The organism is Microbacterium sp. 4R-513, from assembly GCF_011046485.1.
Lineage (GTDB): Bacteria > Actinomycetota > Actinomycetes > Actinomycetales > Microbacteriaceae > Microbacterium.
The window spans coordinates 2,970,271-2,989,457 of sequence record NZ_CP049256.1 but is presented as its reverse complement, the minus strand read 5'-3'; the positions used below and the strand labels follow the sequence as shown (position 1 = coordinate 2,989,457).

Genomic DNA, 19,187 nt, shown 5'->3' with positions numbered 1-19,187 from the left:
TGCGACACTGGACGCATGAGCACCTCAGGCGAGAGCGACACGATCGCGACCGACACCCCCGCAGAGGCCCCCGAACGGCCGTCGACGTCGACGAACCGGCGTCAGCCCTACGGATCGGGCTTCCTCGACACGATCTCGACCGGATGGGCAGACCGCCCCGAGCTCGCTCCGCCGCAGCGTGCTCAGGCCGTGTACGCGGCCGCGCGCCGCGAGAGGCTCTCGGCGGCGTTCCCCGGCAAGCGCCTGGTCGTCCCGGCCGGCGGGCTCATGCAGCGCAGCAACGACACCGACTACCCGTTCCGCGCGCACTCCGCCTTCTCCCACCTGACGGGGTGGGCCTCCGACAGCGAGCCCGACTCGGTGCTGGTCTTCGACCCGCGGGACGAGGGCGGCCACGACGTCACGCTCTTCTTCCGTGAGCGCGCCGACCGCACGACGAGCGAGTTCTACGCGGATGCCTCGATCGGCGAGTTCTGGATCGGTCCCCGACCCGCCCTCTCCGGCGTCGCGGGCGACCTCGGTCTCGGGACGGCCCACATCGACGACTTCGGCTCGACCGACGACGACCTCGTTGTCGGCGACGACGAGGCGCTCACCCGCGCGGTGTCCGAGCTGCGCCTCATCAAGGACGAGTACGAGATCGCACAGATGCGCCTCGCCGTCGACACGACCGCCAAGGGCTTCGATGACATCATCCGCGAGCTGCCCCGCGTCATCGACCACCCGCGCGGCGAGCGCATCGTCGAGGGCGTCTTCCACCAGCGCGCCCGCAGCGACGGGAACACCGTCGGCTACGACACCATCGCGGCGTCCGGCCCCCACGCGTGCTACCTGCACTGGACCCGCAACGACGGCGCCGTGGTGCCGGGCGACCTCATCCTCATCGACGCCGGCGTCGAGGTCGACAGCCTGTACACGGCGGACATCACGCGCACCCTCCCCGTGAGCGGGCGCTTCACGCCGGTGCAGCGGAAGGTCTACGAAGCGGTGCGCGAAGCCGCGGACGCCGCGTTCGCGGTGGCGAAGCCCGGTGTGAAGTTCCGCGCCGTGCACGAGGCGGCCATGAAGGTGATCGCCGCGCGCGTCGCCGAGTGGGGCCTCCTGCCCGTCACGGCCGAGGAGGCGCTGGATGCCGAGCACGGCGGCCAGCACCGCCGCTACATGGTGCACGGCACGAGCCACCACCTCGGCATCGACGTGCACGACTGCGCCCAGGCGCGCCGCGAGATGTACTACGACGGCGAGCTGCAGCCCGGCATGGTCTTCACGATCGAGCCGGGCCTCTATTTCCAGATCGACGACCTCACGGTTCCCGAGGAGCTGCGCGGCATCGGCGTGCGCATCGAGGACGACGTCCTGGTGACCGCGGACGGCGTCGAGAACCTCTCGGCGGCGATCCCTCGCACGGCCGACGAGGTCGAGGACTGGATGCTCCGGCTCGGCATCGGCGCCTGAGGTCCGCGTCGCCGTGACCTTCACTCCCCCTCCGGCCTTCACGACACGTCCGACGCTCGAGGGCAGCTTCGGCATGGCCGCCTCGACGCACTGGCTCGCCACCGCGACCGCCCAGGCCGTCCTCGAGCGGGGCGGGAACGCGTTCGACGCCGTCGTCGCGGGCGGCTTCGTGCTCCACGTCGTCGAGCCGCATCTGAACGGCCCCGGCGGAGACCTCGTGGGCGTCTTCGCGACCGCGGACGAGCCCGGCACCCCCGTCGTGCTCATGGGTCAGGGCCCCGCGCCGGTGCGGGCGACGATCGAGCACTACCGCTCAGAGGGGCTCGAGCTCGTGCCGGGCGCGGGCGGCCTCGCCGCAGCCGTCCCCGGCGCCGTCGACGCGTGGCTCGTCCTGTTGCGCGACCACGGCACGTGCGAGCTCGCCGAGATACTCTCGTACGCCATCCACTACGCCCGAGAAGGGGCACCCCTCCTCGCTCAGGCGGCGACGACGATCCGTCGGGTCTCGGGCCTCTTCCAGGAGCACTGGACGACGTCCGCGGACCTCTGGATGCCGGGCGGCGAGGTCCCCGAGGCGGGCACGATCGTGCGCAACCCCGCGTATGCCGACGTGCTCGACCGGCTCGTGCGCTCCGGACACTCCGTGCGCGACGAGGGGCCGATCGGACGTGCGGCGCGGATCGATACGGCGCGCCGCGAATGGAAGACGGGACTCGTCGCGGGCGCCGCATCCGACTTCCTCGCCCGCCCGCACCGCCATTCGGCCGGCGGCGACCACGCAGCCGTCATCACGACGGACGACTTCGCGACGTTCGATGCGGGATACGAGGATGCCGCGACCGCCGAGTTCCGCGGCCACGTCGTCGCGAAGGCCGGCGCGTGGACCCAGGGCCCCGCCCTCCTCGAGGCGCTCCGGATCCTCGAGCCGCTCCCCGACGACGAGCTCGACCCTTCGACGGAACGGGGTGCGCACACGCTGCTCGAGACGATCAAGCTCGTGCTCGCGGACCGGGACGCCCACCTCGGCGACGGCGCACGGCTCGACGCCCTCCTCTCGGACGCGTTCACCGCTGAACGCCGGGCACTCCTCGGCGAGACGGCGGCTCACGAATGGCGGCCGGGCGCTCTGGCGGGCGCCGAGCCGTTCCGCCCGCCGCTGCGCACAGACCCTGACGCGCTGCCCGGATCGCAGGAACCGACGATCAGCCGGACGGGACAGACCCGCGGCGACACGTGCCACATCGACGTCGTCGACCGCTGGGGCAACATCGTCGCGGTGACGCCGTCGGGAGGCTGGCTGCAGTCCTCCCCTGTGATCCCCGAGCTCGGGTTCCCTCTCGGCACCCGGCTGCAGATGATGTGGCTCGATCCCGCGTCGCCCGGCGCGCTACGCCCCGGCGCGCGCCCGCGGACGACGCTCACCCCCACGCTCGTGCTGCGCGACGGCCGCGCCGTCATGGCTCTCGGCACGCCGGGGGGCGATCAGCAGGAGCAGTGGCAGCTCCCCGCTCTCGTCAGGATGCTCGTCGGCGGGTACACGGCCCAGCAGGCGATCGATGCTCCCACCTTCCACTCGATCGCACTCGTGGACTCGTTCTGGCCGCGGACGTGGCATCCCTCGGGCGCCTTCGTCGAGGATCGCCTCGGCGACGACGTCATCGCCGGGCTGGAGCGCCGCGGCCACACGGTCGTCCGGGCGGGAGACTGGGCGCTGGGTCGCATCTCGGCCGTGGGCATCGACCACGCGAAGGGCACCGTGTGGGCTGCGGCGAACCCGCGCGGCATGCAGGGCTACGCGGCCGGTCGCTGAGCCTCAGCTGCGACCGCGGATCCACTCCGCGACGATCGGCGCGAGCTCGGCGGCGATCTCGTCAGCCGGTCGCTTGCGCCCCTTCACCTCGAAGGAGTGGCCCCCGCCCTCGATCCAGTGCAGGGTCGCATCCCGGCATGAGGCGACGGCCTCTTCGAGCTGCTCGTGCGGATCGACGAACGGATCGTTGGTCCCCTCCACGAAGAGCTGCGGCGGAGCGACGTCCGGAAGGTGCGCGACGCGCGGCTTCGCAGGGTCGCCGGGCGGGTGGAGCGGATAGCCGAGATACACGAGGCCCGCGGGGGCGATGGCGCCCTCGGCCGCCGCCATCGACGCCATCCGGCCTCCGTACGACTTGCCGGTCGCCCAGAGCGGGAGGCCGGGCGCGCGCTCGGCGATCCACGCCTCGACCGCGGCCCACGTCGTGACGGCGTGCGCGGCGGGACCAGGCATCCGTCGTCCCGCCTCGGAGTACGGGAAGTTGAAACGAAGGGTCGCGAAGCCCTCTGCCCGAAGTGCCCTCGCGAAACCGGAGAGGAACGGATGCGGGTAACCCGTGCCGGCCCCATGCGCGATCGCGACGACCGCTGTCGCGCCGTCGGGGACGGCCCATGCGGCCGAGACGTCGACGGCGCCCGAGGGAAGGGCGACGGGGATCCGGACGTCGACCTCGCCCGTCACGGCGATGCGGGGTACGTCGCGTCGGGCCCGTTCGCGGCATCCGTCGACTCGTCCTGCGCGGCACCGGCGGCCGTCTCGGTCTGCGGCGCGACGACCCGCTCGCCGTAGCGCGGCGGCTCGTCGTCGTCTGCCGGCGGGGCGGCGGGCTCCGCCGGTGCGGCGGGCGCCGTCGGCGTCGCAGGGGGCGCGGCCGGGGGTTCGGGCGACCCGAGCACCTGTCGGGCGCGATGGATGCTGGATGCCCCGACCGTCACCTCGTAGTGGTCGGCGACGACCTGCATGACCGAGGCGTAGTCCCGACGGCGGCGCACGAACGAGTACGCGACGATGCTCATGAGCATGCCGATCGCGATGCCGACGAAGAGGACGCCGACGAATGCCTGAATCGGCACGGACGGCGATCCGAGCACGAGGATCGCTGAGAACAGCAGGCCCAGGAGGAGGCCGTTGATGGCGCCGGTGCGCGCGGCCGCGGCGTAGCCGAGGCGTCCGGTGACGCGCTCGATCGAGCGGAGGCCCTGGCCCACGATAGCGATGTCGCGCGCGGGGATGTCGGCGGCGATGAGCGTCGAGACGGCCTTCTGCGCGTTCTCGTACGTGGGGAAGGACGCGACGGTCTGCCCGACCTCGCCGGCGCCCTGCGCGCTCCTGCCGCCTATCATGCTCATGTCCTCATCCTCCCATGCGGGCGGGGCTACGCTGGATCCGTGAGCCAGCAGAGGGTATTCGTCGCGCGCCTGGCCGGCTGCGCGGTCTTCGACCCCGCGGGCGACCGTCTCGGCAAGGTCCGCGACGTCGTCGTCATCTACCGCAAGGACGATCCCCCTCGCGTCATCGGGCTTGTGGTCGAGATCCCCGGCCGGCGCAACGTGTTCGTGTCGATCGGGCGCGTCACGTCGATCGCGACGGGCCAGGTCATCACGACGGGGCTCATCAACGTCCGCCGCTTCCAGCAGCGCGGCGGCGAGGTGCGGGTCATGGCCGAGCTCCTCGGACGCAAGGTCTACCTCACCGACGGCTCGGGCGTCGCGGTCATCGAGGACGTCGCGATCGAGCGCAACCGCCTCGGCGAGTGGGACATCGGGCAGCTCTTCCTCCGTCGCCCCAAGACGAGCGCCTCGCCGTTCGCGAAGGGCCCCACCACATTCGCGGAGTGGTCGCAGGTGCGCGAGACGCAGGTTCCCGGCGAGGCGCAGTCCGCCGAGCAGCTCGTCGCGACGTTCTCGGAGCTCAAGCCCGCCGACCTCGCGAACACGCTGCTCGACCTCCCCGACGAGCGCCTCCTCGAGGTGGCCGAGGAGCTCCCCGACGACCGCCTCGCCGACGCGCTCGAAGAGATGCCCGAAGAGGACCAGGTCCACATCCTCGAGGCACTCGGTGATGAGCGGGCGGCCGACATCCTCGATGCGATGGAGCCGGACGACGCGGCCGACGTGCTCGCGCAGCTCCCGGAGGACCGGCTCGAAGAGCTCCTCGACCTCATGGAGCCCGAGGAGGCCGAGGACGTCCGCGCACTGCTGAAGTACGGCGCCGACACGGCGGGCGGGCTCATGACGCCCGAGCCGATCGTCCTGTCCGCCGATGCGACGGTGGCCGAGGCGCTCGCGCTCATCCGACGCCACGAGCTGCACCCCGCCCTCGCCGCCGCCGTCTTCGTCACGCTCCCGCCCTACGAGACGCCGACGGGGCGCCTCCTCGGCACGGTGCACTTCCAGCGGATGCTGCGCTACCCGCCGCACGAGCGTCTCGGGGCGATCATCGACGACACGCTCGACCCGGTGCCCGCATCGGCGTCGGCCGCCGAGGTCGCCCGGCTCCTTGCGAGCTACAACCTCGTCTCGGTGCCCGTGGTCGACCAGGCGCATCGCCTCGTCGGCGCCGTCAGCGTCGACGATGTGCTCGACTACCTCCTGCCGGAGGACTGGCGATCTCACGACGGCGATGAACCCCTGGCGGAATCCGTCCCGACCACGACCGCGAGCATCCCGAGGAGGCGCTGATGGCACGTCCCAACCGCCAGCCGTCGCTCGACGCCCCTCGCGGGCGCTCGGGCATGCTCGCGCGCACGCCTCAGCCCTCGCGCGATCGCTTCGGCCGCTTCTCCGAGGCCTTCGCGCGTGCGATGGGAACCTCAGGCTTCCTCATCGGCATGACGGTCTTCGTCCTGGTGTGGCTGAGCTGGAACATCTGGGCCCCGCCCCAGCTGCAGTTCGACCCCGCGAAGACGAACTTCACGCTGCTGACGCTCATCCTGTCGCTGCAGGCCTCGTACGCCGCACCTCTCATCCTGTTGGCGCAGAACCGCCAGGACGACCGCGACCGCGTGCAGATCGAACAGGACCGCCAGCGCGCCGAGCGCAACCTCGCCGACACCGAGTACCTCGCTCGCGAGGTCGTCGCCCTCCGCATGGCCGTGACCGACTTCTCCGACGAGGTGGTGACCCGCGACGTGCTCCGCGCCGAGCTTCGGTCGCTGCTCGAGCAGCTCGAGGCGCGGCCGGCCGCGGAGCTCCCGAGCGGGCCGACCGGGTCGGCGCGGTGACCGATTCCGCAGCCGCCGTCCACGCGGCGGTCGGCGCCGTCGTCGACCCCGAGCTGCGCCGCACGCTCGACGAGCTCGGCATGGTCCGCGACGTCCGGGTGGAAGGGCAGACGGCGCACGTCGCGATCCTCCTGACGATCGTCGGCTGCCCCGCGGCCGATCGCATCTCTCGAGAGGTGACGGATGCCGCGGCATCCGTCCCCGGCATCGCCGAGGTCGACCTCGAGGTCGGTGTCATGTCGCCGGAGCAGCGCCGGGCGCTCACCGAGCAGCTGCGAGGCGGCCGCGCGGCGCGGACGATGCCGTTCGGGCCCGATTCGCTCACCCGCGTCATCGCCGTGACGAGCGGGAAGGGCGGCGTCGGCAAGTCCACCCTCACCGCCAACCTCGCCGTCGCCCTGGCGGCGAGGGGTCTGAGCGTCGGCCTCGTCGACGCCGACGTGCACGGCTTCTCGATCCCCGGACTCCTCGGCCTCGTCGACGCCGACGGCCGCACGGTCAAGCCCACGCGCATCGACGAGCTCATCGTGCCGCCCATCGCCTACGACGTGAAGACGGTCTCGATCGGCATGTTCTTGCGCGAGGGAGAGGAGCGCTCGGCCGTCGCGTGGCGGGGGCCCATGCTCCACCGCACCGTGCAGCAGTTCCTCACCGACGTGCACTTCGGCGACCTCGACGTGCTGCTCCTCGACATGCCGCCGGGGACGGGGGATGTCGCGATCTCGGTCGGTCAGCTCCTCCCCCATGCCGAGGTGCTCGTCGTCACCACCCCGCAGGCCGCGGCATCCGATGTCGCCATCCGCAGCGCGCTCGTCGCGCGTCAGATCGGACAGCGGGTCGCCGGGGTCATCGAGAACATGGCCGCCATGGTGCTCCCCGACGGCACGACGGTCGACGTCTTCGGCTCGGGCGGCGGCGCGTCGGTCGCGGCGAGCCTCTCCAGCGAGGCGGAACCGGTGCCGCTGCTCGCGTCGATCCCGCTCAGTCCCGCTCTGCGGTCGGATGCCGATGCCGGCGTTCCCGTGGTCGTGGCACACCCCGACGACCCGGCCGCGCGAGCCATCGCCGAGGTGGCGGAGCGCATCGCGGTCAAGCCCCGCGGGCTGGCGGGCCGTTCCCTGCCGATCAGTCCCCGCTGACGGGCGTCAGGTCGCCTCGCCGTCGAAGGGCGGCGTCTCGTTCGGCGCGAAGCCCCGGATCGCGCCCGGCGGCGGAGGGGGCGTGCCCGTCGCCTCGATCGCCGCTCCGGCCGACGCGGCACGGACTGTCGGCACGGGCGCATCGTCGAGGAGCGCCTCGCGGATGATCCGCCGAGGGTCGTAGCGGCGGGGGTCGAGGGTCCGCCAGTCGACGTCCTCGAACTCCTCGCCCATCTCGTCCTGCACGCGCGTCTTGGCGTTGCGGAGGAAGTCGCGCGTGCGGGTCGTGAGGTGCGCCAGCGTCTCCGCATAGCGGGGCAGACGCTCGGGCCCGATGAGGAGCGCCGCGATCACACCGATCACGAGGAGCTTCTCGATCGTCAGGCCGAAGAACATGCTCACAGGTTACCGCCGCGCCTGATCAGCGCGGACGAGGCGGGCGCTTAGGCTGGCCCGGGAGGAGGCCGCATGAGCGAGCAGGACGCGAACCATCGCTTCGCGAATGAGGCGACGGTCGAGCCGGATCAGATCGCCCGGGCGCGTGCACACGCCCTCGAATTGGGCGCGGCGCCGATCAGCGCCGCGGTGGGCGCCCAGTGCGCGCTGCTGGCCGCGGCATCCCAGTCACTGAACATCGTCGAGATCGGGACCGGTGCCGGCGTCTCCGGCCTCTGGCTGCTGCACGGCGCGCCGCGGGCGACGCTCACGACGATCGACAGCGAACCCGAGCATCTCGCCGTGGCACGGAAGGCCTTCGCCGACGCCGGTGTGCCGCCGGCGCGGGCCCGCTTCATCACCGGACGGGCATCCAATGTGCTTCCGCGCATGAACGAGGCGTCGTACGACATCGTGCTGGTGGATGCCGACCCCGACGGCGTCATCGAATATGTCGAGCACGGCCTGCGCCTGGTCCGCGCGGGAGGAACCGTCCTCGTCCCCCGCGTCCTGAACGGCGGTGCCGTCGCCGATCCGGTGCGACGCGACGCCGTGACGAGCGCATACCGCTCGCTCATCCAGGAGACGCAGTCCTCGCCGGCCGTCCTCGGCGCGCTCTCGATCGTCGGAGAGGGGCTGCTGCAGCTCACGACAATCCCCGCAGACTGAACCCCCGCGCATACGAGAACGGCCGGTCGAAAGACCGGCCGTTCTCGTGATCCCGCTCGTGTCAGGCGGCGTTGACCACGTCGCCCAGCACGTCGTAAAGCTCCTTCGCCTCAGCGTCGTTCACGGAGACGACAAGGCGGCCGCCGCCCTCCAGGGGGACGCGCACGATGATCAGGCGACCCTCCTTAACGGCCTCCATCGGTCCGTCTCCGGTTCTCGGCTTCATGGCTGCCATCGCGGCTCCCTTTCGTCGTAGGTCTGCCCGTCAAGTTTATCGTGCGCCTCCGACCCGGGGATAATCCGCCCACAGGCCGACCACCGGGCGCCGGCTCAGGGCACGGTCCAGATCGCCGTTCCGGCAAGTGCATACACCGTGTGGATCCACCACCACTGCCCCACGAGGCATGCCGCGAGAACTCCGACGCGCCAGGTGTTCGACCGGGGCATCGCCGCGGCGCCCCAGAGCGGCGAGATGGGGACGAGGAGCCGGAAGATGCTCGACTGCGGGAAGAACACCGCGAGGAGATACACCGCATAGCTCGCGCTCCACAGTCGCAGGTCGGCACCGAGTCGCTTCACGTGCGGGTCGAAGAGGAGCAGAGCCGCGAAGCCGCCGACAGCGAGTGCGACGAGCGCGAGCACGAGTGCCTGACTCGTTCCCCACTGTCCGGCCCAGAACCCGGCGGCCTGGACGAATCCCTCGAGCGGCACGAAGTGGGCCGGTGCATCGAGGATCCAGTTGCGTCGCCACGCCATCTCGGTGCTGAGGTAGGCGGACGGATCGCCCGTCGCGATCGAGGCGATGACCTGCCACGAGAAGCCGACGGCCGTCGCGAGCAGCCCGAGCAGCACGATGTGCGCGATGTGCCGTGCGGGGAGCGGTTCCCGTCGCCGGGTGATCCAGCGGGAGATGCCGTGAAGGCCCAGGAAGAGCGCGAAGGCGAGAACACCAGGGCGGGTGTAGCCCATCAGCGGAATGAGCAGGTACAGCCACGCGTACCGCCGGCGCATGACGCACCACAGCGCCAGGAAGAGCCAGAGGAGGAAGAGCGACTCGGCATACCCGATCTGGAAGAGCGCCGCGACCGGGGCGCACGCGAAGAACAACACGGCCCACGTCGCCATGGCGTCGTCGCCGCGCATCCGCAGCATCCTGTAGAGCACGAGGCACGAGAGATAGCCGGCGACGAGCGACACGACGACCGCCCCCGCGACCCACGAGCCGAAGAGCGCCCCCACCCCGAGCGCGGCGTATGCGTAGAGCGGCATGAATGCCCAGGCGTTCTCGGAGACGAGCCCGGCGTCGTTGACCGGCAGCGTCGTCGGATAGCCGTAGCCCGCGACGTACCAGTACCACCAGGCATCCCACCCCGCTGCGAAGCTGCCGACCGACGCGTCGCGTCCGAAGCGGGACCAGTTCGGTGCCAGCTGCGCCGCTGCCACGAAGAAGAGCGTCGTGACGAGCCGGGCGAGGATGTACAGGATGCCGATCCGCACGGCGACCGGAAGACCGGCGAGCCGGCGCCACGGCGTCGGGCGGACGGCGGGCGGCGCGGGCGTCAGGAGCTCGTCAGCCACGCCCGGAGCCCACGCTCGACGTCTTCGATCTGGTCGATCGGGACGCGCTCCTCGTCGTGGTGCGCGAGGTGCGGGTCGCCGGGGCCGTAGTTGACGGCCGGTACCCCGAGCGCCGAGAACCGGGCGACGTCCGTCCAGCCGTACTTCGGCCGGGGCTCGGCCCCGACGGCGGCCACGAACTCCTGCGCGAGCGGCGCGTCGAGGCCCGGTCGGGCACCGGCGGCGCTGTCGATGACCTCGACCTCGAATCCGGCGAGCACGTCCTCGACGTGGGCCGTCGCCTCCTCGACGGAGCGGTTCGGCGCGAAGCGGTAGTTGACCTCGACTTCGCAGAGGTCGGGGATGACGTTCCCCGCGACTCCACCGGCGATGCGGACGGCGTTGAGCCCCTCGCGGTAGACGAGGCCCTCGACGGGCACCTCGCGCGGCTGATACTCGGCGAGGCGGGCGAGGATGGGCGCCGCCTTGTGGATCGCGTTCTCGCCGATCCACGCCCGCGCGCTGTGCGAGCGGACGCCGTGCGTCCGGACGACGGCGCGTAGGTTCCCGTTGCAGCCGCCCTCGACCTGGCCGTTCGACGGCTCGCCGAGGATCGCGAAGTCACCCGCGAAGAGGTCCGGCCGTGACGCCGACAGCCGGTTCAGTCCGTTGAGCGCGGCATCCACCTCTTCGTGGTCGTACCACATCCAGGTGATGTCGATCCGCGGGTCGGCGAGCTCGGCCGCGAGCTTGAGCTGCACCGCGACACCGGCCTTCATGTCGACCGTGCCGCGGCCCCAGATGTGCGGGCGGCCGTCGATGTCGACGTCGCGGGTGGGGACGTTGTCGTTGATCGGCACGGTGTCGATGTGCCCCGCGATGACGACCCGTTGCGGCCGCCCGAGATCCGTGCGCGCCACGATCGTGTCGCCGTCCCGGAAGAGATCGAGGTGGCCGAGTCCGCCGATGGCACGCTCGATCGCATCGGCGAGTGTGACCTCATCGCCGGAGACGCTCGGGATGTCGCAGATGGCCCTGGTGAGGTCGACGGATGTCGCGGACAGATCGAGCTCCGGCATCCCCCGAGTCTACCGACCGACCCTCTGCCGCGAGCCGCCCCGGCGGGCGCGCTACCGTGGAGGGATGAGCGACGAGCGGTGGGTATGGGGCATGGGCCTCGCGACGACGGCGGCCGACGGCACGGTCCTCGACACGTGGTTCCCCGAGCCGAAGCTCGGCCACATCCCGCTCGGACTCGACCCCGCGATGCCGCCGGAAGACCTCGAGCACCTCGCGGTGCCCGACGCCCGGCGCGCCGTCGCGGTCGAGGTGGTCACGATCGAGGTCGACCTCGACGCGCCGCCGGCATCGACGTCTGATGCCTACCTGCGTCTGCAGGCGCTGTCGCACCGCCTCGTCAAGCCTAACGAGGTCGATCTCACCGGCATCTTCGGCCACCTTCCCAACGTCGCGTGGACGAGCGCCGGCCCGGTCCACCCTGACGACCTCACGCGGCTGCGACCCTTCCTGCAGCGCGACGGCATCCAGGTGCAGGGCCTCGACAAGTTCCCTCGGCTCCTCGATTACGTCACGCCGCCCGGGGTCCGCATCGCGGATGCCTCGCGCGTGCGCCTCGGCGCGTACCTCTCCCCCGGAACGACCGTCATGCACGAGGGCTTCGTCAACTTCAACGCCGGAACTCTCGGCGCCTCGATGGTCGAGGGCCGCATCTCGCAGGGGGTGGTCGTCGGCGACGGAAGCGACATCGGCGGCGGCGCATCGATCATGGGGACGCTCTCGGGCGGCGGCTCGCACCGCGTCTCGATCGGCGCGCGGACCCTCCTCGGCGCCAACGCGGGCATCGGGATCTCGCTCGGCGACGACTGCGTGGTCGAGGCGGGACTCTACGTGACCGCCGGTTCGAAGGTGGTCCTGGCGGACGAGGCGCCGAGGGCGGACGGCTCGCGTCCGACGGTGAAGGGCACCGAGCTGTCGGGGCGCGACGGCATGCTCTTCCGCCGCAATTCGCTCACGGGCGCGATCGAGGCCGTGCGCCGGGCGGGCGTCGGCGTGACGCTCAACGAAGCACTGCACGCCTGATCGGGCGGATGGCGTCCGCTGGAATCAGATGCGGATGCCTCGGATGGCAAGGTTGAGCACGCGCTTGCGCTGCGCCTCGTCCTCGTAGGACGAGACCGCCGCGACACCCGAGACGAGGCGCACGACGTCGCTGATCGTGACGTCGGGATCGACCTTCCCCGCCTTCTGGGCGCGGACGAGCAGCGGCTCGCCGGCCTCGAACATGATCGCCCGGCACTCCCCGAGCACGGTCGACTCGCGGTTGAGGCTGTCGAGAAGGGCGTGCTTCGTGCCGACGTACTGCACGAAACGGTCGAGCCACGCGGCGAACGCCTCCCACGGCTCCAGGCCCGACACGTCGTCGGCGGCGTCTGCGAGCGCTTCGACCTCGCGGATGTACAGCGTCTCGACGAGATCGTCCCGGGTCGGGAAATTGCGATAGAGCGTGCCGATGCCGACGCCCGCGCGTCGTGCGATGTCTTCGAGCGAGGCCGCCGATCCCTCCTCGGCGAAGACCTCCCGACCGGCCTCGACGAGCGCATCGAAGTTCCGCGCCGCGTCGGCGCGCCGAGGGCGTCGGGCGTCGAGGGGACGCACGCGTTCCGAGACCGCCATCATTTCCTTTCACGAGGTTGCTAACCGGAGGCATCCTCCGCTATGGTTCTAAGCGGAGGCATCCTCCGATCGGAGCCACCCTCCAATTCTAGACCGACATTCGTCGGATCGCATCCTCTGGAAGGACCCCTCGTGCGCTCATCCTCGACACGCGCGTTCCTCGCACTCGCCCTCAGCGTCGCATCCCTGGCGCTTCTTCAGAACCTCGTCATCCCCGTCATCCCCCTCATGCAGTCCGACCTGGGGGTGACGGCCGACGCCGCCTCGTGGACGATGACCGCCTGGCTCATCGCCGCAGCAGTCGCGACGCCCGTCCTGGGCCGCGTCGGCGACCTGCGCGGCCGCCGCGCGACGTTCCTCGCCGTGCTCGTCGTCATCGTCATCGGCGACCTCGTCGCGTTCAACGCCTCCAACCTCGGCGTCCTGCTCATCGGACGCGTCCTGCAGGGCGTCGGCGGCGCGCTGTTCCCGCTCGCGTTCGGCCTCATCCGCGACACCGTCCCCCGCGAGCGGGTGACAGGCGCGATCGGCGCCATGAGCGCCATCATCGGCATCGGAGGCGCCGGCGGGAGGCGTGCTCGCGGGCCCGCTGTCGGAGTCGGTGGGCTGGAGGGGACTGTTCCTCGTGCCGCTCGTCCTGTCGGTGGTCGGCATCCTGCTGACGGTCGCGTGGGTGCCCCGCTCTCGAGCCGTAGCCCAGGGCAGGCTCAACGTGGTCTCGGCGGTCCTGCTGTCCGGATGGCTCGTGGCACTCCTCATCCCGCTCACCTCAGGCGCGCGCTGGGGCTGGACGAGCCCCCTCGTCCTCACGCTGCTCGGCCTCGCCGCGGTCCTCTTCGTCGCATGGGTCATGGCGGAGCTGCGCTCCAAGGAGCCCCTCGTCGACATCCGGATGCTCCTCGACCGCGCGATCTGGCCGACGAACGCCGCCGCCTTCCTCGTCGGCGCCGCCGCCTTCGGCTTCTGGGGCTACCTCCCCCAGTTCCTCGAGACGGCGTCCGCGACGGGCTGGGGTCTCGGCCTCGACGCCCGGGGCGCGGGACTCGTGCTCGTGCCCCTCCTCATCGGCATGTCCGCGATGGGCTTCGCGACCGGCGCGATCGCCCGCGTCCTCCCGCTGCGGATGCAGCTCGCCCTCGGCTCGGCCGTCATGGGGATCGCCGTCGCCGGCGCCGTGGCGTTCCACAGCCAGGTGTGGCAGCTCGCCCTCGCCGGAGCGCTCTTCGGCATCGGCATCGGCGCCTCGTACGCCGCGGCCGCGAGCATCATCGTCCAGAGCGTCCCGAGCGACCGGGTCGGCGTCGCGACGGGCGTCAACGCCAACCTGCGCACGATCGGCTCGGCCTTCGGCTCGGCGCTCACGAGCGCGCTCGTGTTCGGGACGACGGATGCCTCGGGCTCGCCGTTCGAGGGCAACTACGACGCCGCGTGGCTCACGATGGCCGCTCTCGCCCTCACGGCCGCGGCGATCGTCGTGACGACCACCCGCCGGCCGCGCAGCGAGGTCGGGATGCCCGGGCGCCGGATCGACGAGCGTGAGCTCGTCGCCCTCAACGCCTGAGCGACACCCCCTCCGACGAAGAGACCGCGGACCCTCATGGGTCCGCGGTCTCTTGTTCGTCTGCGGGTCAGGCCACGCCCGGGTAGTTGCGCTGCTGCGCGCCCACGTAGAGCTGCTGGGGCCGGCCGATCTTCGTCTGCGGGTCGGACTGCATCTCGCGCCAGTGCGCGAGCCAGCCGGGCAGGCGCCCGATCGCGAAGAGCACCGTGAACATGCGGGTCGGGAAGCCCATCGCCTTGTAGATGACGCCCGTGTAGAAGTCGACGTTCGGGTAGAGCCGGCGCTCCTTGAAGTAGTCGTCGTTGAGGGCGATCTCTTCGAGCTCCTTGGCGAGATCGAGGAGCGGGTCGTGAACGCCCAGCTCGGTGAGCACCTCGTCGGCCGACTGCTTGACGAGCTTCGCCCGGGGGTCGTAGTTCTTGTAGACGCGGTGCCCGAAGCCCATGAGCTTGACGCCGTCTTCTTTGTTCTTGACCCGCTCGACGAAGCGCTGGACGCTCTCGCCCGAGTCCCGGATACGGCCGAGCATGTCGAGGACCGCCTCGTTCGCGCCGCCGTGAAGCGGGCCGTAGAGAGCGTTGATGCCCGCCGAGATCGACGAGAACTGGTTGGCGCCGGTCGAGCCCACGAGGCGGACCGTCGACGTGGACGCGTTCTGCTCGTGGTCCTCGTGCAGGATGAGCAGACGCTCGAGAGCGCGCGACATGACGGGGTTGATCTCGTAGATCTCGCTCAGGACGCCGAAGTTGAGTTTGAGGAAGTTGTCGACGAAGCTCAGCGAGTTGTCGGGGTACAGGAAGGCCTGTCCGATGCTCTTCTTGTGCGCGTAGGCGGCGATGACCGGGAGCTTCGCGAGCATGCGGATCGTGTTCAGCTCGATGTGCTCGGGGTTGTAGGGGTCGGACTCGCTCTCGTAGTACGTCGAGAGGGCGGCCGTCGCGGACGAGAGCACCGACATGGGGTGCGCCGTGTGCGGCAGCGCCGAGAAGAAGCGCTTGAGGTCCTCGTGCAGCAGGGTGTGGTGACGGATGCGCTCGTCGAAGGCCGCGAGCTCGTCGGGCGTGGGCAGCTCACCGTAGATGAGCAGCCACGCCACCTCGAGGTACGTGCTGTTCTGCGCCAGCTGCTCGATCGGGTACCCGCGGTACCGCAGGATCCCCTGGTCGCCGTCGATGAACGTGATCGCCGACTTGGTCGCCGACGTGTTGACGAAGCCGTAGTCGAGGGTCGTGTGGCCCGTCTGCCGCGTCAGCGTCGAGATGTCGATGCTGGGGACGCCGTCGGTGCCGCGCAGCAGCGGAAGCTCAGCGGTGCGCTCCCCGATCGTCAGGGTCGCTTTGTCCTGGTGCGTGCTCGCGTCCGTCACGGCGCCTCCTCGCGATTGCGGTTCGATCGGATCGGGGGTCGTCGGCTCGACGAGGCGGGTGTGGCCCGCGGTGAGCCTTCGCACGCGGCGACGGATGCCGTCGACGCGACGACTACAGCCTACTTGCCGTCCAGGCCTACCGTTGACACCGCCAAAGGCTCGAGGCATCCACTGGAGGAATGCTACGGATGCCTCGTATCGATGCGTCAGGGCGCGCTCAGGCGGGCGGCCGCCGCCGCGATGCGCTCGTCGGTCGCGGTCAGCGAGAAGCGCACGTGCTGTGGGAAGTGGCTGCCGTAGAAGTGTCCGGGACCGGCGAGGATGCCGATGTCGGCGAGGCGGTCGATGCTCTCCCACGCGTCGCGACCCTCGGTGGCCCAGAGGTAGAGCCCGGCCTCGCTGCGGTCGATGCGGAACCCGGCGGACTCGATCGCGGGCTTCAGCAGGTCGCGGCGCGCGCGGTACCGCGCCTTCTGCTCCGCGACGTGGGCGTCGTCCGACAACGCCGCCACCATCGCGGCCTGGACCGGCTGCGGCAGCATGAGACCGAGGTGCTTGCGCGCCGTCAGGAGCCGCTCGAGGAGGACCGGATCGCCGGCGAGGAACGCCGCGCGGTACCCGGCGAGGTTGGACTGCTTGCTCAGCGAGTAGGCGGCGAGGACGCCCGTGAGGTCGCCGTCCGTCACTCGGGGATCGAGGGCCGACGGGATGGGCTCCACATCCCACGGCGCCTCCCACCCGAGCTCGGCGTAGCACTCGTCGGAGGCGAGGACGGCGCCGAGGTCGCGCGCTCGGGCGACGGCGGCACGGAGGGACGCGGCATCCCACACCCGTCCGTCGGGGTTGCCGGGCGAGTTGATCCAGATGAGCCGCGTGCCTTCCGGCCACTCCCCCGGCTCGTCGGCGGCGACGGGGGTCGCACCGACGAGACGTGCGCCGACCTCGTAGGTGGGATAGGCCGCGCGGGGATGCACCACGGTGTCGCCCGGCCCGAGGCCCAGCAGCAGCGGCAGAAGCGCCACCAGCTCCTTCGAGCCGATCGAGGGCAGCACGTGGGCGGGCGTCAGGCCCGGCACTCCCCGGCGCCGGGCGAACCAGTCCGCGACGGCCTCACGAAGGGCCGGCGTGCCGACGGTCTGGGGATAGGCGTGCGCGTCGGTCGCGGCCGAGAGTGCCTCGGCGACGACGGCAGGAGTCGGGTCGACGGGCGAGCCGATCGAGAGATCGACGATGCCGTCGGGATGGGAGCGGGCCTTCGCGGCGTACGGCGCGACGGCGTCCCACGGGTAGTCGGCGAGGTCGGCGACTCCCACGGTCACTCTGCCTGAGGCGGCAGTTCGGCGATGATCGGGTGGTCCTTGTGGATCACGCCGACCTTGGCGGCGCCGCCCGGTGAGCCGATGTCGTCGAAGAACTCGACGTTGGCCTTGTAGTAGTCCTGCCATTCGTCGGGCAGGTCGTCCTCGTAGTAGATCGCCTCGACGGGGCAGACCGGCTCGCACGCGCCGCAGTCCACGCACTCGTCGGGGTGGATGTAGAGGCTGCGCTCACCCTCGTAGATGCAGTCGACCGGGCACTCGTCGATGCAGGCACGGTCTTTCACATCTACGCACGGGAGGGCGATCACATACGTCACGGGTTCAGTCTAGTTCGCCTGCCGCGTGCTCTTCTCGCCGCACGCCGGACAGATCCGGCCATGCGACGACCAGCACGACGAGCACGAGCACGGCGATCGTCCAGACCGTTCCGGCGTCGAAACGCCCCTCGGCCGCCTGCGCGACGATGACCGAGCCGCCGGGGCCGCGGCCCGAGAAGACGAGTGTGGCGACGGCGATGCCGAGTCCCGTCGCGAGCGCCGCCCACCGGTCGCTCGTGAGCAGCCGCACAGCGACGAGCAGCGCGGCGCTGCCGATGACGGCGAGCACGAGCCCGAGCGGGAACCAGCCGAGCATGTAGGTGTGCGCGATCGTGCCGGCGAGGCCGTAGACGGCGCCGACGATGAAGGCGACGACCCACGTCGCGACCCGGGCGAGCGCAGAGGAGGAACGCACCCGCCGACTCTACCCGGCCGTTCCTGTCAGGCGGCCCAGCCCCACAGGCGAAGGAGCGCGGCGACGAGCGCCGCCGCGGCGACCACCACCAGGAACGGCGCGCGCAGCGCGAGAAGCCCGGCGGCCACGAGCACCGCCGGGATCCGCGCGTCGACGACGATCGCCTGCCCGGCGCCGAGCGTCTGCACCGCCACGAGGGCTGCGAGGAGTGCGACAGTCAGCAGGTCGGCGATTCGCGCCGGCCGGGGCGCTTCGAGCACCTTCGGGGGCACGAGATAGCCGAGCGCCTTCCAGGCGATGCAGATGATGGATGCCACGAGCACCGCGGTCCAGAGCGTCACGGCATGCCCTCCCGCTCGGCGACGCCGGGCGGCTCCGCGGACGGCTCGTCGTCGCGGCCCAGCCAGTTGAACCATCCCACGAGCACCGCGACGACGGCGGCGACGAGGACGGGGACGCCCGGCATCAGGACGGGCGTCAGCACGGTCGCCACGACCGCGGCCGCGATGCCGACGGCGATCGCCTGTCGCCTGCGCAGGCGCGGCCAGAGCAGTGCCAGGAAGGCGGCGGCGGCCGCCGCATCCAGTCCGTAGGCCTTCGGATCGCCCAGCACGTCGCCGAGCAGGGCTCCCGCGAGGGTCGACAGGTTCCACCCGACGTAGATGCCGACGCCCGTCACCCAGAACCCGACGAGCCGCGCGTGGCTCGTCGTCTGGGCGAGCGACACGGCCGTCGACTCGTCGATCGTGAAGTGCGAGGCGGCGGCCCGCTTGACGAAGCCCGGCCCGATGACGGGCGACATCCGCATCCCGTAGGCCGCGTTGCGGACGCCGAGGAGCGCGGCCGACGCGATGGCGGAGGGAGCGGCGACGAGTCCGCCGGAGGCGATGACCCCGACGAAGGCGAACTGCGATCCGCCCGTGAACATCAGGAGGCTCAGCACGCAGGTCTGCCAGATGTCGAGCCCGGCAGCCACCGCGAGCGCCCCGAACGAGATGCCGTACGCGCTCGTGGCGAGGGCAACCCCCAGCGCCTGCCGCCAGGCCCGCCGCGCTTCGCCGGACGCGTGGGCGTCGTCGAAATGCGGGAGGGAGCTCACTTTCCGAGCCTATCGACGGCCGCCGACGACCCGAGCGGTCCGCCCTGCCATGCGTGGACGCCTGACCGCCAACGGTCGAGATCGCGCGGATGACGAGCGGATGCGGCATCCCTCCGCCATTCGTGCGA

At 71.3% G+C, this 19,187-nt stretch carries 22 protein-coding genes; 8 read left to right on the top strand and 14 right to left on the bottom strand.

Annotated features, from left to right (window positions below; translation table 11 throughout):
- The first annotated feature begins 15 nt into the window (after window positions 1-15).
- Window positions 16-1,455: an aminopeptidase P family protein gene (locus G5T42_RS13120; RefSeq protein WP_165129135.1), complete on the top strand. Its 1,440-nt coding sequence runs from the start codon at window positions 16-18 to the stop codon at window positions 1,453-1,455.
- A 13-nt stretch (window positions 1,456-1,468) separates the two neighbouring features.
- Entirely contained in the window at window positions 1,469-3,265 is a 1,797-nt protein-coding gene (locus G5T42_RS13115) for a gamma-glutamyltransferase (RefSeq protein WP_165129133.1), read from the top strand.
- 3 nt (window positions 3,266-3,268) lie between these two features.
- Here the strand turns inward: G5T42_RS13115 and G5T42_RS13110 are convergent, their stop codons facing one another.
- Together G5T42_RS13110 and G5T42_RS13105 are read right to left on the bottom strand one after the other, a co-directional pair.
- The gene (locus tag G5T42_RS13110) at window positions 3,269-3,946 is read right to left on the bottom strand and encodes an alpha/beta family hydrolase (protein ID WP_241245822.1); all 678 of its coding nucleotides are present in this window, start codon (window positions 3,944-3,946) and stop codon (window positions 3,269-3,271) included.
- The gene (locus G5T42_RS13105) at window positions 3,943-4,614 is read right to left on the bottom strand and encodes a general stress protein (RefSeq protein WP_241245821.1); all 672 of its coding nucleotides are present in this window, start codon (window positions 4,612-4,614) and stop codon (window positions 3,943-3,945) included. The genes G5T42_RS13110 and G5T42_RS13105 overlap by 4 nt, the downstream gene beginning before the upstream one ends.
- 39 nt (window positions 4,615-4,653) lie before the next feature.
- On the opposite strand from G5T42_RS13105, the gene G5T42_RS13100 reads away from it, so the two are divergent.
- Genes G5T42_RS13100 through G5T42_RS13090 form a run of 3 tightly spaced genes read left to right on the top strand, consistent with a single transcriptional unit; the run spans window position 4,654 to window position 7,627 of the window.
- Window positions 4,654-5,946, top strand: coding sequence for a CBS domain-containing protein (locus G5T42_RS13100; RefSeq protein ID WP_165129131.1), 1,293 nt, complete (start codon window positions 4,654-4,656; stop codon window positions 5,944-5,946).
- Window positions 5,946-6,488, top strand: coding sequence for a DUF1003 domain-containing protein (locus G5T42_RS13095; RefSeq protein WP_165129129.1), 543 nt, complete (start codon window positions 5,946-5,948; stop codon window positions 6,486-6,488). The genes G5T42_RS13100 and G5T42_RS13095 overlap by 1 nt, the downstream gene beginning before the upstream one ends.
- A complete protein-coding gene (locus G5T42_RS13090) occupies window positions 6,485-7,627 on the top strand; it encodes an Mrp/NBP35 family ATP-binding protein (protein ID WP_241245820.1) in 1,143 nt (380 codons plus the stop codon). Before G5T42_RS13095 ends, G5T42_RS13090 begins: the two co-directional genes overlap by 4 nt.
- 6 nt (window positions 7,628-7,633) lie before the next feature.
- Here the strand turns inward: G5T42_RS13090 and G5T42_RS13085 are convergent, their stop codons facing one another.
- Window positions 7,634-8,023, bottom strand: a complete 390-nt coding sequence (locus tag G5T42_RS13085) for a Sec-independent protein translocase TatB (RefSeq protein WP_165129127.1) — start codon at window positions 8,021-8,023, stop codon at window positions 7,634-7,636.
- 72 nt (window positions 8,024-8,095) lie between these two features.
- Between G5T42_RS13085 and G5T42_RS13080 the strand changes: the two genes are divergently transcribed.
- Window positions 8,096-8,731, top strand: coding sequence for a class I SAM-dependent methyltransferase (locus G5T42_RS13080; protein ID WP_165129125.1), 636 nt, complete (start codon window positions 8,096-8,098; stop codon window positions 8,729-8,731).
- Window positions 8,732-8,792: 61 nt separating this feature from the next.
- On the opposite strand, the gene G5T42_RS13075 is transcribed toward G5T42_RS13080, so the two are convergent.
- From G5T42_RS13075 to dapE, 3 genes are all read right to left on the bottom strand, one after another.
- A complete protein-coding gene (locus G5T42_RS13075) occupies window positions 8,793-8,966 on the bottom strand; it encodes a DUF3117 domain-containing protein (protein WP_133543069.1) in 174 nt (57 codons plus the stop codon).
- Between the two features lie 95 nt (window positions 8,967-9,061).
- Window positions 9,062-10,309 (bottom strand): hypothetical protein, encoded by a 1,248-nt coding sequence (locus G5T42_RS13070; protein WP_165129123.1) that lies wholly within the window; start codon window positions 10,307-10,309, stop codon window positions 9,062-9,064.
- Window positions 10,291-11,367, bottom strand: a complete 1,077-nt coding sequence (gene dapE, locus G5T42_RS13065) for a succinyl-diaminopimelate desuccinylase (RefSeq protein ID WP_165129121.1) — start codon at window positions 11,365-11,367, stop codon at window positions 10,291-10,293. The genes G5T42_RS13070 and dapE overlap by 19 nt, the downstream gene beginning before the upstream one ends.
- 64 nt (window positions 11,368-11,431) lie before the next feature.
- Between dapE and dapD the strand changes: the two genes are divergently transcribed.
- Complete coding sequence (dapD, locus tag G5T42_RS13060) at window positions 11,432-12,388, top strand: 2,3,4,5-tetrahydropyridine-2,6-dicarboxylate N-succinyltransferase (RefSeq protein WP_165129119.1); 957 nt, start codon at window positions 11,432-11,434, stop codon at window positions 12,386-12,388.
- A 24-nt stretch (window positions 12,389-12,412) separates the two neighbouring features.
- Here the strand turns inward: dapD and G5T42_RS13055 are convergent, their stop codons facing one another.
- Both G5T42_RS13055 and G5T42_RS17765 read right to left on the bottom strand, forming a co-directional pair.
- The gene (locus G5T42_RS13055; protein WP_165129117.1) at window positions 12,413-12,982 is read right to left on the bottom strand and encodes a helix-turn-helix domain-containing protein; all 570 of its coding nucleotides are present in this window, start codon (window positions 12,980-12,982) and stop codon (window positions 12,413-12,415) included.
- 138 nt (window positions 12,983-13,120) lie between these two features.
- Window positions 13,121-13,636 (bottom strand): hypothetical protein, encoded by a 516-nt coding sequence (locus G5T42_RS17765; protein ID WP_241245819.1) that lies wholly within the window; start codon window positions 13,634-13,636, stop codon window positions 13,121-13,123.
- Here G5T42_RS17765 and G5T42_RS17760 point away from each other — a divergent pair.
- Window positions 13,608-14,543 carry an MFS transporter gene (locus G5T42_RS17760; RefSeq protein ID WP_241245818.1) on the top strand — a complete coding sequence of 312 codons (936 nt, stop codon included), beginning with the start codon at window positions 13,608-13,610 and terminating at the stop codon, window positions 14,541-14,543. The genes G5T42_RS17765 and G5T42_RS17760 overlap by 29 nt on opposite strands.
- 67 nt (window positions 14,544-14,610) lie before the next feature.
- Here the strand turns inward: G5T42_RS17760 and G5T42_RS13045 are convergent, their stop codons facing one another.
- The 6 genes from G5T42_RS13045 to G5T42_RS13020 form a co-directional block, all read right to left on the bottom strand.
- The gene (locus tag G5T42_RS13045; RefSeq protein ID WP_165129115.1) at window positions 14,611-15,909 is read right to left on the bottom strand and encodes a citrate synthase; all 1,299 of its coding nucleotides are present in this window, start codon (window positions 15,907-15,909) and stop codon (window positions 14,611-14,613) included.
- A gap of 206 nt (window positions 15,910-16,115) precedes the next feature.
- Window positions 16,116-17,222: a succinyldiaminopimelate transaminase gene (gene dapC / locus G5T42_RS13040; protein WP_165130243.1), complete on the bottom strand. Its 1,107-nt coding sequence runs from the start codon at window positions 17,220-17,222 to the stop codon at window positions 16,116-16,118.
- A 2-nt stretch (window positions 17,223-17,224) separates the two neighbouring features.
- Window positions 17,225-17,545 (bottom strand): ferredoxin, encoded by a 321-nt coding sequence (gene fdxA / locus G5T42_RS13035; RefSeq protein ID WP_165129113.1) that lies wholly within the window; start codon window positions 17,543-17,545, stop codon window positions 17,225-17,227.
- A gap of 4 nt (window positions 17,546-17,549) precedes the next feature.
- Window positions 17,550-17,960, bottom strand: coding sequence for a DUF6113 family protein (locus tag G5T42_RS13030; protein ID WP_165129111.1), 411 nt, complete (start codon window positions 17,958-17,960; stop codon window positions 17,550-17,552).
- A gap of 26 nt (window positions 17,961-17,986) precedes the next feature.
- Window positions 17,987-18,301, bottom strand: a complete 315-nt coding sequence (locus tag G5T42_RS13025; protein WP_165129109.1) for an AzlD domain-containing protein — start codon at window positions 18,299-18,301, stop codon at window positions 17,987-17,989.
- Complete coding sequence (locus G5T42_RS13020) at window positions 18,298-19,059, bottom strand: AzlC family ABC transporter permease (RefSeq protein ID WP_165129107.1); 762 nt, start codon at window positions 19,057-19,059, stop codon at window positions 18,298-18,300. Before G5T42_RS13020 ends, G5T42_RS13025 begins: the two co-directional genes overlap by 4 nt.
- Window positions 19,060-19,187 lie beyond the last annotated feature (128 nt).